Origin of the sequence: Janthinobacterium lividum, from assembly GCF_011601275.1 — a bacterium.
GTDB classification, from domain to species: domain Bacteria; phylum Pseudomonadota; class Gammaproteobacteria; order Burkholderiales; family Burkholderiaceae_D; genus Janthinobacterium; species Janthinobacterium lividum_E.
In genome coordinates this window covers 131,419-145,178 of record NZ_JAAOLY010000002.1, presented here as the reverse complement: position 1 = coordinate 145,178, position 13,760 = coordinate 131,419, and the positions used below count along the sequence as shown (strand labels likewise).

Annotated in this window: 11 protein-coding genes; 6 read left to right on the top strand and 5 right to left on the bottom strand. The window is 63.8% G+C overall.

Translation table 11 applies throughout. The annotated features are described in order from the left end of the window. Positions 1-32: 32 nt before the first annotated feature. Positions 33-1,430 carry an argininosuccinate lyase gene (gene argH, locus GYK42_RS03400; protein ID WP_166446343.1) on the bottom strand — a complete coding sequence of 466 codons (1,398 nt, stop codon included), beginning with the start codon at positions 1,428-1,430 and terminating at the stop codon, positions 33-35. A 265-nt stretch (positions 1,431-1,695) separates the two neighbouring features. On the opposite strand from argH, the gene GYK42_RS03395 reads away from it, so the two are divergent. From GYK42_RS03395 to GYK42_RS03385, 3 genes are all read left to right on the top strand, one after another. Beyond that, complete coding sequence (locus tag GYK42_RS03395; protein ID WP_128141869.1) at positions 1,696-1,902, top strand: hypothetical protein; 207 nt, start codon at positions 1,696-1,698, stop codon at positions 1,900-1,902. 164 nt (positions 1,903-2,066) lie between these two features. Next, positions 2,067-2,492, top strand: coding sequence for a GNAT family N-acetyltransferase (locus GYK42_RS03390; RefSeq protein ID WP_166446342.1), 426 nt, complete (start codon positions 2,067-2,069; stop codon positions 2,490-2,492). Between the two features lie 96 nt (positions 2,493-2,588). Beyond that, the gene (locus GYK42_RS03385) at positions 2,589-3,854 is read left to right on the top strand and encodes an alpha/beta hydrolase family protein (RefSeq protein WP_166446341.1); all 1,266 of its coding nucleotides are present in this window, start codon (positions 2,589-2,591) and stop codon (positions 3,852-3,854) included. 36 nt (positions 3,855-3,890) lie between these two features. On the opposite strand, the gene GYK42_RS03380 is transcribed toward GYK42_RS03385, so the two are convergent. Both GYK42_RS03380 and GYK42_RS03375 read right to left on the bottom strand, forming a co-directional pair. Continuing rightward, entirely contained in the window at positions 3,891-5,279 is a 1,389-nt protein-coding gene (locus GYK42_RS03380; protein WP_166446340.1) for a YfcC family protein, read from the bottom strand. Between the two features lie 9 nt (positions 5,280-5,288). Next, complete coding sequence (locus tag GYK42_RS03375; protein ID WP_166446339.1) at positions 5,289-6,425, bottom strand: succinylglutamate desuccinylase/aspartoacylase family protein; 1,137 nt, start codon at positions 6,423-6,425, stop codon at positions 5,289-5,291. Positions 6,426-6,624: 199 nt separating this feature from the next. Between GYK42_RS03375 and GYK42_RS03370 the strand changes: the two genes are divergently transcribed. The 3 genes from GYK42_RS03370 to GYK42_RS03360 all read left to right on the top strand — a co-directional run bounded on the left by GYK42_RS03370 (position 6,625) and on the right by GYK42_RS03360 (position 11,864). After that, positions 6,625-7,626: a MurR/RpiR family transcriptional regulator gene (locus GYK42_RS03370; protein ID WP_166446338.1), complete on the top strand. Its 1,002-nt coding sequence runs from the start codon at positions 6,625-6,627 to the stop codon at positions 7,624-7,626. 32 nt (positions 7,627-7,658) lie between these two features. Beyond that, on the top strand, positions 7,659-10,457 hold the full coding sequence (locus tag GYK42_RS03365) for a TonB-dependent receptor (protein WP_166446337.1): 2,799 nt from the start codon (positions 7,659-7,661) through the stop codon (positions 10,455-10,457). A 153-nt stretch (positions 10,458-10,610) separates the two neighbouring features. After that, positions 10,611-11,864, top strand: a complete 1,254-nt coding sequence (locus GYK42_RS03360; protein WP_166446336.1) for a cyanophycinase — start codon at positions 10,611-10,613, stop codon at positions 11,862-11,864. Here GYK42_RS03360 and GYK42_RS03355 read toward each other — a convergent pair. Together GYK42_RS03355 and GYK42_RS03350 are read right to left on the bottom strand one after the other, a co-directional pair. Further along, positions 11,855-13,078, bottom strand: a complete 1,224-nt coding sequence (locus tag GYK42_RS03355) for a DUF418 domain-containing protein (RefSeq protein ID WP_166446335.1) — start codon at positions 13,076-13,078, stop codon at positions 11,855-11,857. The two genes, GYK42_RS03360 and GYK42_RS03355, sit on opposite strands and share 10 nt — an antisense overlap. Next, positions 13,075-13,677 (bottom strand): TetR/AcrR family transcriptional regulator, encoded by a 603-nt coding sequence (locus GYK42_RS03350; protein WP_166446334.1) that lies wholly within the window; start codon positions 13,675-13,677, stop codon positions 13,075-13,077. The genes GYK42_RS03355 and GYK42_RS03350 overlap by 4 nt, the downstream gene beginning before the upstream one ends. Between the last annotated feature and the right edge of the window lie 83 nt (positions 13,678-13,760).

Genomic DNA, 13,760 nt, shown 5'->3' with positions numbered 1-13,760 from the left:
CTGCAGCGGGGCGCTGGCGGGACGCAGCCCGTTTATTTTTCCAGTTGCGTACGCACGCGGGCGATCGCGGCGCGTACCTGGCGTGGCGCGGTGCCGCCCACGTGATCGCGCGCGGCCACGGAGCCTTCCAGGGTCAGCACGGCAAACACGTCTTCATCCGTCAACGGGGAAAACGCGCGCAGCTGCTCGAGCGTCAGGTCGGCCAGGTCGCAGCCGGCGTCGACGCAGGCGCGCACGGCCAGGGCCACCGCTTCATGCGCATCGCGGAACGGCAAGCCCTTCTTGACCAGGTAGTCGGCCAGGTCGGTCGCCGTGGCGTAGCCCTGCAGGGCGGCCGCGCGCATCGCTTCCGGTTTCACCGTGATGCCGCCGGCCATGTCGGCGAAGATACGCAAGGTGTCGATGACGGTGTCGACGGTGTCGAACAGCGGTTCCTTGTCTTCCTGGTTGTCCTTGTTGTAGGCCAGCGGCTGGCCTTTCATCAGGGTCAACAGGCCAATCAGGTGACCGTAGACGCGGCCCGTCTTGCCACGCGCCAGTTCCGGCACGTCCGGGTTTTTCTTTTGCGGCATGATCGACGAGCCGGTGCAGAAGCGGTCGGCGATGTCGATGAAGCCGATGCGTGGGCTCATCCAGATCACCAGTTCTTCGGCCATGCGCGACACGTGCATCATCAGCACGGCGGAGGCGGCGCAAAATTCGATGGCGAAGTCGCGGTCCGAGACGGCGTCGAGCGAGTTGTGGCACACGTCGTCAAAGCCCAGCGTTTTTGCCACGCGCAGTCGGTCGATGGGAAAGGTGGTGCCGGCCAGGGCGGCGGCGCCCAGCGGCAGGCGGTTGACGCGTTTGCGGCAATCGGCCATGCGCTCGGCGTCGCGGCCGAACATTTCGACATACGCCAGCATGTGGTGACCGAAGGTGATCGGCTGGGCCACCTGCATGTGGGTAAAGCCCGGCATGATGGTGTCGGCATGCTGCTCGGCCAGGTCCGTCAGCGCGCTGCGGAACGTCGCCAGCAGGGCGGTGATGTCATCGATGGCGGAACGCACGTACAGACGGATATCGGTCGCCACCTGGTCGTTGCGCGAACGGCCCGTGTGCAAGCGCTTGCCCGCATCGCCTACCAGTTCGGTCAGGCGTTTTTCAATATTCAGGTGGACATCTTCCAGGTCCAGCAGCCATTCGAACTGGCCGGCGGCGATTTCCTGCGAGATTTGCGCCATGCCGCGCTGGATTTCCGCGTAGTCGGCCGGGCTGATGATGGCTTGCGCATGCAGCATTTCCGCATGGGCCAGCGAACCTTCGATGTCGAACAGCGCCAGGCGCTTGTCAAAAAATACAGAAGCTGTGTAGCGCTTGACGAGGTCCGAGACCGGTTCGGAAAACCGGGCCGACCAGGCTTCGCCCTTTTTGGAGAATTGATCAGTCATGAAAGAAGTCCTTTAGTGTAGGGCGATTATAAACAAGGTTGGCCGGCGGTAGGGCTTTTAGGGGCTTGCAGGGCGCTGAAATGGCCAGGAATGGGGTTGGCAAGCGTCAAATGCCGCGGCGATGGCCTGTTACGCGTTTCATCCGGGCTTTTTGTATTCTGTCCCGCGTATCGTGCGTTTGGTCGCAATCCGATGGCAGTTCAGGGGCGATCGGCCTACAGTTCAATCATCGCAGCACACAACCAGCCACCCAAAGGACACCATCATGAACATCGCTAAAAACATGGAAGCCATCTTCGTTGCCATCATCGCCGTTGCCGCCGCCACCAGCCTGGCCACCGCCGCCGTGCCGAAGTTCCGCGCCGCGCCAGCCGCTTCCGCCGCCCTCGTCGCCAGCGCAGACCAAGCCACCATGCACACCGTGTATGTGAGCGCCAAGCGCCTGAGCGCCGAAGAAAAAGCGGCCCTGTAAGCGTGGCGATGCAATGCCGGCAGTACGACAAGCATCAGCAGAAAATAGCAGTACCGCATCATGGACAGGCAGAACGGGCGGCGCCCCCGGTTCTTTCCAAGCCTGGTGACAGCAGCAGCAAAATGGCCGATGATCGTGTTTTCAACGATAGCAGGGCCTGCGCGATGCCACCTTTGATGATCAGCACCGACAAGGCAGAACTCGACGTTCCAGCCATCCACCATTTTCTCAGCACGCAATCGACATGGGCCATCGGCATCCCGTACGCTACCGTACAGCGCGCGATCGACCATTCCCTGTGTTTTGGCGGGACCCTCGACGGCCGCCAAGTGGCGTTCGCCCGCGTGGTCAGCGACTACGCCACCTTTGCCTATCTGGTCGATGTGTATGTGCTGGAAGAATACCGCGGCCGCGGCTACAGCAAGCGCCTGATGGAGGCCGTGATGGCACATCCTGACTTGCAGGGCCTGCGCCGTTTCATGCTGGCCACCAGCACGGCGCATGGCTTGTATGCGCGCCACGGCTTTACTGCGCCGCTCAGGCCTGAGACGCTGATGGAACGGTATTTTCCCGATATATACCGGCGTTGAACAGCCGACGCGGTGTGCGCGTGGCCCTGGTGTTGCCCAGATATTTCCGTTTTCCTGATTAACAATGCGACAGCCCCGTATCGGACACATGACTCCATGACCTCTTTTTTTCTCTGGCCTCTTCTTGCCGTATCTCTCACGGCGACTGGCGCATCCATGCCGGAGGCATTCAGTCCGGCGCCTTGCGAGACGGGCATTTTTCGCCAGGACCAGACGGGCTTCGTCTCTGTGACCAAAGGTGGCAAAGGATACGGCTACACCTTCAGCGACGGGATAGTGGGCAATACGCTGGATGCCGGGGCGCTGGTCGCGTGCGGAAAGGACGCCGTGCTTGTCCGCGGCAACGAACGCTGGCCGAAAGTGGCATTGGCCGAAGCGGATACGCGCTTTGAATCGGACGGCGTCATGCTCGCTGGCCGCTTGATGGAAGCGCCGGGCGCAGGCAAGGACACGCCACTGGTCGTGTATGCGCACGGTTCCGAAGGCACTGGCTGGATAGACCGCGCGCGCGATCCCTATCAGATGCTTGGCCGGGGCGTGTCCGTTTTCGTGTATGACAAGCGCGGTACCGGGCTGTCTGAAGGTGAATATACGCAGAATTTTCCACGTCTGGCCGATGACCTGGTGGCCGCGTCGCGCGAAGCCAAACGGCTGGCGCAAGGGCGTTACGGCCGCTTCGGCCTGTTGGGCGTGAGCCAGGGCGGCTGGATCGTCCCGCTGGCGCAGGTGCGTGCCAAGGCGGAATTCATCGGCATTGGCTATGGTCTGGCGGTCGATATCACGGAGCAGGATGCGGCGCAGGTCGCCAGGGAACTTCAGGATAAAGGCTATGGCGGCGACGTCATTGCCCAGGCCCGGACGCTGACGGATATCACGGCCAGGATCGTCAAATCCGGCTACAACGATGGCCTGGATGAGTTGTCGGCGTTTCAGCAGCAGTTTGGCAGGGAACCCTGGTTTTCCCTCATCAAGGGAGGCTACACGGGCGTGTTGCTGGGTATGCCGGCCGACGAGCTGCGCAAGCATGGCATACCGCGATTCGACAAGCTCGATATCGACTGGTCAATCGATCCTGTGAAGGTGTTGAGCCAAGTCACGGTGCCGCAGTTATGGGCCTTGGCGGAGGACGACCGCCAGGCACCGCCGGCTGTCACCGTGGAGCGCCTGATGGCGTTGCGCGGCCAAGGCCAGGCCATCTCGGTCTACCTCTTCCCGCAGGCCGACCACGGCATGCGCAGCTACGCCCAGGCGCCCGATGGAACGCGCAAGTCCACCGTCATCACGCCTGGGTTTTATGAGCTGATGGCCGACTGGGCAAAGGGCGGCGTAAAAGGCGCGTACGGAACGGCGTATCGCAAATAAAAAAGCCACGGCGGCCATGCATCGCCGTGGCTTCTTTCATTGCCAGTGCATCAGGCAGGGAGGAATCAGCAGCAGCAGCGCCAGCACCAGATAAATCAGCTGCAGCGGGATCATCCACTTGGCCCACGTAAGCCAGGGCACGCGCGCCAGCGCCAGCACGCCGACGGTGATACCGGAAGTGGGGATCATCGGCGTGGTGAATTCGCCGAACTGGAAGGCCAGGATGGCTGTCTGGCGCGTCACGCCCACCAGGTCGGCCAGCGGCGCCATGATGGGCATGGTGAGCGCCGCCTGGCCGCTGCCCGAGTGGATGAAGAAGTTGATCACCGACTGCATGAAGAACATCTTTTGCGCGGCGAAGACGGGGTTGGACGAGGCCACCAGAGGCGTGAGCGCATGCAGTATGGTGTCGATGATCTGCGCGTCGCGCGCCAGGATCATGGTGCCGCGCGCCAGCGCGATGACCAGCGCCACGCTGACCATGTCGCGCGCGCCCTGCACGAAGGACGCTACCAGGCTGTCCATGTCGAGTCGGCCGACCAGGCCGACGATGATGGCCATCACCAGGAACAGGGCGGCGATTTCATCGATGAACCAGTCGTACTTGACGACGCCGACGACCATCGTCAGCAGGGTCGCCATGAAAATCCACAGCACGGCGCGGTGCGTGCGCGTCATGCCGGCAAAGCTGTCCAGGTCCATCGAGTGCTCGCTGCGCTTTTCGATGTCAAGCAGGTAGGTCGGGCTTTTTTCCGGATGGCGCTTGATGCGCGCCGCGTACCACATCAGGAACACGATGCTGACCGCCGTGGCGATGGCCCACACGATCAGGCGGTAGCCGATGCCGGAAAAGATCGGCACGCCCGCGATGCCTTGCGCGATGCCGACGTTGAACGGATTCAAAAAGGCGGCGGAAAAGCCCACCTGCGATCCGATGAAGGGAATCGACACGCCCGTGATGGTGTCATAGCCCAAGGCCAGGGCCAGCGGCACGAAGATCATGATAAAGGGGATCGCTTCCTCGTTCATGCCGAAAGTGGCGCCGCCCAGCGAGAACATGGTGAAGAAGACGGGAATGATGGCGGCGCGCACGAAGCGCGAACTGGTATGCGCCTTGGCGATGGCCTTGATCAGCGAGTCGAAGGCTTCCGTCTTTTGCAATACTGCGAAGGCGCCGCCGACGATCAGCACGAAGCCGATGATCAGGCTGGCGTCGACGAAGCCCTTGATGGGCGCCATCATCAGGGCGGCCAGGCCCTGCGGCTTGTTGTCGACGTAATGAAACGTGCCGGGGATGATCAACTGCTTGCCGTTCACCAGCTGGGTGTCGAATTTCCCGCCCGGCACCAGCCACGTCGCCACGGCGATCATGGCCAGGATGGCGCACAGCAGGACGAAGGTATTGGGGAGCTTGAATTTTCTCATGGATGTCACTTATTGGCTCAGCAGGCTGCCGCCGCGGAAGGCGATGCTGCCGGCGACCTTGCCGACATTCATGCCGCGCAAGACGTGGCGGTGGGCGCTGCGCGCAAAAAAGACACCGGCCACGGTGCAGCGCAAGGTCGTCGTCTCGCCGCTGACGGGGTCGATCAGGTCGGCCACCGCGTCGCCGGCGGCCAGCACGTCGCCCATTTCGCGCAGGTAGACCAGCACGCCGTGATGCGGCGCGAGGATCGGTTCCACGCCGGCCAGCGGCGTCGGCTGGCATTGCGGCGCGGGCAGGTTGTCGCCGGCGCCGTCGATTTCCAGCACGCCCTCGATGGCGAGAAAGCGCAGCAGGGCGGAAGCGTCGCGTTCGGCCAGGGCGTAGCTCACTTCCACTTCGCCGCGCAATTCGACGGTGCTCGACAGGCAGGCGGCGGGAATCGGATAGCGTCCGCCGAAGTGCGCGTCGAGATCCCACCATAACCGGCTGCAGGCTTCGTCGAACGGCTCTTCGCCGGCCGCCAGTTCCAGCAGCACGGCGCGCGCACCCAGGAGCGCGGACAGGGGCGCGATTTGCGCCGCCAGCGGCGTGCCCGTATAGATGTGCAGGGCCGCCTCGTTATCGCAGTGCAGGTCGAGCACGATGTCGGCGTCGATGGCCATGCCCAGCAGGGTTTTCTTCAAGGTTTCCGCATCCGTGCCCGGTCGCCAGGCGGCGACGGCGGCGCGCGCGTGCTCGCGTATCAGGGCCACGTTGGCTTGCGCATCCTGTCCCAGCTGGCCATCGAGCGTGGTTTTCAATTCATCGGCCACGTGGCGGTAGGCGCGGTTGAAGTTGATGCCGGTGGTCAGGTCGAAGCGGCCGAACGGCGCGCCATGGATGGCTTGCACCAGGCCGATCGGGTTGGCGGCCGGCACCAGGATGATTTCGCCGTGGATCTTGCCGGCCGCCTCCAGCGCCAGCAGTTCGCGGCGCAAAAATTGCGACACCAGCATGCCCGGCACCTCGTCCGCGTGCAAGGCCGCCTGGATGTACACCTTCTTTCCGCTGCGGCTAGTGGCGGCCGCAGTGCCGAAGTGGAAGCTGCTCAATTGGCAGGACATGCTGGCGTGCGCGGTGGAGATGGGATGCTGTTGTACTTGCATGGTGGGTGCCCTGAAAAGGTGCATGGTTGATGGATTCCGGTCGATTATGTAGCAATATTTTCACGAAGTAAATCAATGAAAATCCTTTTACAAATATTTGTTGAGTTTTCTTTTTGATATGAGTACAGTAAGTTCCAGCGACCCGATTTCGCCTTTCGCCAGTGATCCGCAGTGCCCAAGAATACAGGCCGCCAGTGATATGAGAGCATCCGCCAGTCCTGCCCGCAGCAGCGCCCCTACGCCAGTGGCCACCACGCTGGCGTCGCCCGATGCCGCGTTCGCGCAATCGCCGCTGGGGCAGGCGCTGATGCACGTGCTGGCCAGCGGCTCGGCTTCGCAGCGGCAGATCGCCGATTATCTGCTGCGCAACCAGATGCGCGTGACGGCGCTGGGCATCGAGGAACTGGCCGACAGCTGCCAGGTGTCGACGGCCACCATCAGCCGCTTCGCGCGCGATATCGGCCAGAAGAATTATTCGGCCATGCGCGGCGCCATGGCCGAAACCCTGCAATCGCTGTTGCAGCCGGTCGACAAACTGCGCCGCACGATAGAACGGCGCGCGCGCGCCACCTCGCCCATCACGGAAAGCCTGGAATATGCGGCCGCGAACATCGCCGCCACGTCCGACGCCCTGTCGCCGCCCGCCATGCAGGCCGTCGTGCGCCGCCTGACGCGCGCCAAGGTGGTGTATGTGATGGGTTTTGGCCTGTCGGCCAACCTGGCCGGCATGCTGGTGCAGCATCTGCAGCCGTTTTGCCCGCACGTGGTGGAAGTGGTGGGCATCGGTGGCTCGGAAGTGGCGGCCGGCCACCTGGTCAACCTGACGGCGCACGACGTGCTGGTAGTGATCTCGTTCCCCCGTTACACGCTCGACTGCATCGGCTTGGCCAGCTTCGCGCGCGACCGCGGCGCCTGCATCGTGGCGCTCACCGACTCGCTCGCGTCGCCCCTGGCCGAACTGGCCGACCACGCGCTGTACGCGCAAAGCACGCATCCCGTCTTGCCCAGCAGCGCCAGCACGGCGCTGGCCATGATCGAGGCGCTGGCCGTGGCGCTGATGGTATCGAACAGGAAGAACGTAGAAAAAGCGGCCCGCTTGAGCGAAGTCATCGCCGCCTATCTGTATGGCGGCGAACATGGCGTGCAGGGTCCGCGCAAAACAGCTTCAAAACAACGCAAGGCAGTCGCAAAATCATTATAAAAGTCAGGCATCAACATCCGGGGAGAATGACAATGCAGATGAAAAGACAGGAGGGCGGCTCCTTGCCGCGCGAGTCGGTGCTGGCGCAAGGCGTGCGCCTCGCGCTGGGCGCCTTGAGCGTGTCGGCGGCGCTGGGCATGCTGGCCGGCGGCGCGCAGGCACAAGAGCAGGCGCAGGCGCAGGATGGCGAACCTGCGCCGAAAAAAATGCAGCGCGTGGAGATCACGGGTTCGGCCATCAAGCGCCTGGAGTCGGAGACGGCGCTGCCCGTGCAAATCATCACGCGCGCCGAGATCGAAAAGGCGGGCGTGACGACGGCGGCCGAGCTGATGGCGCGCGTGTCGGCCAACGTGGGCGGCCTGACGGACGGCGCCAGCATCAACGTGGGCGGCGACCAGCGCGGCTTCAACAGTGCCAACCTGCGCGGCGTGGGCACCTCGTCGACCCTGGTGCTGCTCAATGGCCGGCGCATGGCCAACTTTGCCTCGCCCGGCGACGATGCGGGCGTGGACTTGAATAACATTCCCGCCGCCGCCCTGCAGCGCGTGGAAGTGCTGCTCGACGGCGCTTCGGCCCTGTACGGCACGGACGCCATCGGCGGCGTCATCAATTTCATTACACGCAAGGATTACCAGGGCGTGGAGCTGAATGTCTATGGCAGCCGCACCGATGAAGGCGGCGCGGGCAAGCGCACAGCCAGCATCACGGCCGGCACGGGCGACCTGGCGGTGGATGGCTACAATATCTTTGCCGTGGTCGACCTGCAAAAAACGGACCGCCTGCGTTCCTCGCAGCGCAAGTTCATCCCGAACCTGCAGATTCCGCAGCGCCTCGGGCATTTGCTGTCGAACTTTACCAGCCCGGCGAATATCCGTCTGTCCAGCGCCCAGCGCGATCACCTGCAGGACAATGGCTTCCTGCTCAATGGCCAGCCGATCACCAACCGCCAGATCAATTTTGGAATTCCGAACTGCGCGCCGCCGGCCAATCTGTACCTGCCGGCGGGCACGGGTGGCGTCGATGCCTGCACCTACGACTACATGGGCGACACGGAGCTGTATCCGAAGACGGACAAGCAGAACCTGCTCACGCGCGGCGTGCTGAAACTGAATAACAATCACCAGCTGTACGCGGAAGTGGCGCTGAGCCGCTCGCGCAGCCATTACGTGGGCTCGTCGGCGCGCGTGACCGGTTTTCTCGATTACAGCAAGGTGCCGCAGCTGGCCAATGCGGGCTTCGATACGCTGCTCGATGACGATGGCAAGCAGGTGGAGCGTGAACTGGAGCTGCGCATGCGCCTGAACGAGGCGGGCATGCGCACCAGCCAGCTGACCAGCGAAAGTCAGCGCTTCGTGGTGGGCGCCACCGGCACGCTCGCCAGCTGGGATTACGACGTGGGCTTCAATCACAGCGTCAACATCGTCAAGGACCGCGATACGCATGGCTACGTCCTGTACGACAAGCTGATCGAAGGGATCGCCACCGGCGACATCAACCCGTTCGGGCCCTCCGGCGCGCAAGGCCGGGCGCTGCTCGACAGCATCCAGATCGACGACGAGGTACGCCATGCGCGCGGCACCATGGATGGCGTGGACTTCAAGGCCTCGCGCGCGCTGATGGCCATGGGCGGGGGCGACATGGCGCTGGCCGTGGGCGGCGAAGTACGGCGCGAACGCACCGAGTTCCGTCCATCGGCACTGCTGATGAGCGACAACATCAACAACGATGCGGCGCCGGAAGGCGGCAAGGGCACCAGCGACAGCCGCAATGTACAAGCCGTCTACGGTGAATTGCTGCTGCCGTTCACCAGGCAATGGCAAGCGCAGTTGTCTGGCCGCTACGACCATTACGAGCAAGTGGGCGGCGCCCTCAGCCCCAAGGTGGGCCTGACCTACATGCCCAGCAAGCAGGTGCTGCTGCGGGCCTCCGCCGGCAAGGGCTTCCGCGCGCCGTCGATGTCGGACCTGCACCGCCCCACCGTCTATAGCAGTACGGCGACCTTGCCCGATCCCGTGCTGTGCGCCACCGTGGAAAACAATTATGCCGATTGCGCGCAGAACTGGGACACGCGCCGCTACAGCAACAACAAGCTGAAACCGGAACGCAGCCGCCAGTTTTCGGCCGGCCTGGTGCTCGAACCGAGCCAGCACTGGACCTTCAGCTTCGATTACTGGAACATCAAGCGCACGGACCTGATCAGCGAAATCGGCGACGACATCATCCTGGGCAACCTGGCCAAATATGGCGACCTCGTACACCGCAACGAGGATAATGAGATCGACTACATCGAGCTGCGCAAGGAAAACCGCGGCGCGCAAAAAGCCTCGGGCATCGATATCACGGCCGACTTGCATGGCGTGAAAACGGCATGGGGACGCTTTGGCGGGCACCTGAACGGCACCTATGTGCTCGACTCGAAAATCCAGACCAGTCCTGGCGACACCTTTGTCAGCAATCTCAATCGTTTCGTCACGGACGGCGTGGTGCAGCGCTGGCGCCACACGATCACCCTCGATTGGGACAACGGGCCGTATTCGGCCAGCCTGTCGAACACCTATTCGAGCGGCTACGCTGACCAGAACTCGGCCATCAACACGGACGACGGCAGCGTCGTCAAACCGAACCGGGTGAAGGCGTACACCTTGTGGGACATGTCGGCGGCTTATGCGGTCAGCCAGCAGTTCAAGCTGCGCGCCGGGATACAAAATCTGTTCAATACCAGCCCGCCATACTCGAACCAGGCCTACTTTTTCCTGTCCGGCTATGACCCCAGCTACACGGACCCGCGCGGCCGGCGTTTCTATGCGAGCGCCAATTACAGCTTCAAATAAGTGGGAAAGCAGGAGTTGTCGCCATACCGCTGTCACACGCGGCGGTTAGTATCGTAGTTCGATGGCGTTGGGTTGCAAGCAGCAGTTTTGGCAGCAAGGGCGCGCGCCGGTATCAACAAGTGCGCGCCACTTTCCTTGTATTCGAAAGGCACCATGAAATCATCTTCAAGCCTGTATCGCACCTTCCGCGCCGCGCTGCTGTTCACGCTGGCATTGTGCAGCGTCCATGCCGTGGCGGCACCGGCCGGCAGTGCCATCGGCAGCGCGCCGCAGGGCACCCTCGTCATCATCGGCGGCGGACTGCGCGCCGACAATGCCGAAGTCTGGCAGCGCATCGTCAAGCTGTCGGGCGGGCCGGGCGCGCGTATCGCCGTGCTGGCATCGGCCGCGATGAACCCGGAAAAATCCGGTGAAAGCATCATCAGGAAACTCAATCAATATGGCGCCGACGCCTTTTTTGTGCCCCTGGCCGTCAAGCTGGCCAATCGCGATTACCGCAAGGCGGCCGAAGACCCGGCCATCGTCACGCAGATCAAGTCGGCCACCGGCATCTACTTTGCCGGCGGCGACCAGGGGCGCATCACGCAAGCCTTGCTGCGCCCGGACGGCAGCCGCACGGCCGCGCTGGAAGCCATCTGGTCGGTCTACCGCAACGGCGGCGTGATCGCCGGTTCCAGCGCCGGCGCGGCCATCATGAGCACCACCATGTTCTACGACGCCAAGCCGGTGCTCGACATGCTCAAGATGGGTGTGACGGATGGCCGCGAAATCGCGCCGGGCCTGGGCTTCATCGGCAGCGACGTCTTCGTCGACCAGCATCTGCTGGTACGCGGGCGCTTTGCCCGCATGATTCCCGTGATGCTGAAAAAAGGCTATCACCTGGGACTGGGCATCGATGAAAACAGCGCCATGGTGGTCGACGCCATGCGCGACGTGGAAGTCATCGGCTACAGCGGCGCCCTGCTGATTGACCTGTCCGGCGCCATCAGCGACCGCGGCGTGAAAAATTTCAATATCAGCAATGCGGCCATCAGCTATCTGGACCGGGGCGACAAATTCAACCTCGTCACGCGCGTGTTTACGCCGTCACCGGACAAGGCCGACAACAAGCTCGATCCGAACCAGCCCGACATGCGCGAACCCGTGTTTACCAACGATATCCTCGGCAACAACGCCGTGCTGGACCTGATGGGCAATTTGATCGACAACGCCCAGCAGGAAGCCATCGGCATCGCTTTCGGCAACCCGCGCGACCCGTACCCGGACCTGGGCTTCGAGTTCCGCTTCAGTAAAACCGTCAACAGTGTCGGCTACAGCTCGACCGAGGCGGAAGCGTATTCCGTGCTGAAGCTGCGCCTCGATATCCGCCCGATCCAGCTGCGCCAGCCGTTGTACCGTTACAAGTAAGCGGCGCGCTGGCGCCGCCAGCGCGGCCACGCGGCGATCGTCAGGGCCCGCAGCAGCCACTCGACGGGGCCATACGCATGGCCGCGCAACCACCAGCGGCTCAATGGCAGCTGCACGCAAAAGATGATGGCGGCCAGCGCCAGGGCTCCCAGCGGCGAGACGCTGCCCATCAGCCGCGCGCCGTATGCAAGGAACAGCATGGCGCAGGTGGCCGACTGCAGCAGGTAGTTCGACAGGGCCATGCGGCCCGTGTCGGCCAGCAGCGCAAACAGCGTGCCGTCGCGCAGGCGCTCGAACAGAGATAGCGCCAATGCCAGGTAGGCGCCCGCCAGCAGCGGCGCGGTGGCCAGGCCCACAGCCAGTCCCGCCACCTGCCATGCCTGGCTGTCGCCATACACGGAGGTCCACGCATAGAAGGCGGCGCCGGGCAATCCCGCCAGCGCGCCGGCCCGCAGCAGGCGGCGTAGTGGCAGATAATCGCTCGCATGCAGCAGCATTTCGCGCTTGCCGGCGGCCAGACCGCACAGGAACATGGCCAGCGCGCACGGCGCCTGCACCAGCAGCAGGACGAGCCAGATGTCACTGAGTTCGCGCAGATGCTGATGGACGACGGCGGCCGGCGTGGCGCGGTAGGCGGCCAGCGCGCTTGCCGCCTTTTGCGCCATCGCCACGGCGTTGTCTGCGGCGTCGCCCGCCGGCTGCAGGCTTTGCAGCCAGGCCATGCCCGCCCAGAATGCCACGCAGACGGCGACGAGCATCAACGCCAGCGACAGTGCCCGGCGTTCGCCGCAGCGGTGCAGCGCCAGCAGCACGATGCCCAGCACGGCGTAGGTGGTCAGTATGTCGCCATGAAACAGGAGCACGGCATGCAGGGCGCCGATCAGCCACAGGCCCGCTTGCCGGCGCAGCATGCGCGGCACGAACGGCGCACCGGCGCGCGCGGCCGCCTGCATCTGCAGGGTGAAGCTGTAGCCGAACAAAAAGGAAAACAGCAGGTAGAACTTGGTCTCGAACAGGAGGGCGACGAGAAAATGCGTGGCACGGTCCACGCCGCCGTGAAAGGCGGGATCGGTCAAGCCCAGGCCGAACCAGGGCGTGGCGAAGGCGCCGATATTGACGACCAAAATGCCGAACAGGGCGCAGCCGCGCAGGGCGTCGACGTCGGCGATGCGCGTGGACGGCGTACTCAGTGAGCCGCTCGTGGTGGCGCTCATGCCAGGGCAGGGCGCAGGAAGCGCGCCAGTAATAGACGCAGGCTGGCCCGCTGCGCCAGCGGCGCGTAATGGGGATCGACGGCGACCCGGTTGAAGATGCCGTCGATCAGCGCGGCGATCCAGCTGGCCGTTTGCGCGGGATCCAGCGCGGCGTCGACCTGGCCTCCTGCTGCCGCTTCTTCCAGCAAGGTTTGCAGGCCGCCGCGCAGGCTGGCGTCGTTGCGCGCCACCCTGGCCGCGATGTCCGTGTCGCGCATCGCTTCGGCGGCGATGTCCAGCGCCAGTCCCGCAAAGTCCGCGTCGGCCGCCAGCGCCAGCACCAGGTCCGTGAAGTCGAGCAGAGCACCGTAGGCATCGGCGCTGCCTTGCACGCCGGCGAAATAGGCGGCCGTCTCGCTGCCTTCCTGGTCGACGATGGCGGCGATGATCGCTTGCTTGGTGGGGAAGTAATGAAACAGGTTGCCGGGGCTCATGCCCGCCTGCGCGCAGATGGCGGCGGTGCTCGTCTGGTGAAAGCCCTTGCGCGCGAAGCAGCTGCGCGCGGCGGCGAGAATGGCGTCGCGGCGTGCCGCGTGTTTGTCGGGATCGATGGTGCGCATGGGCTTACCCTTTAATTAGTAGACTGGTCAATCTAATATAGGCCGATTGCCTTGCGGGGTCAAGCAAATCGCGTGAAATGGCC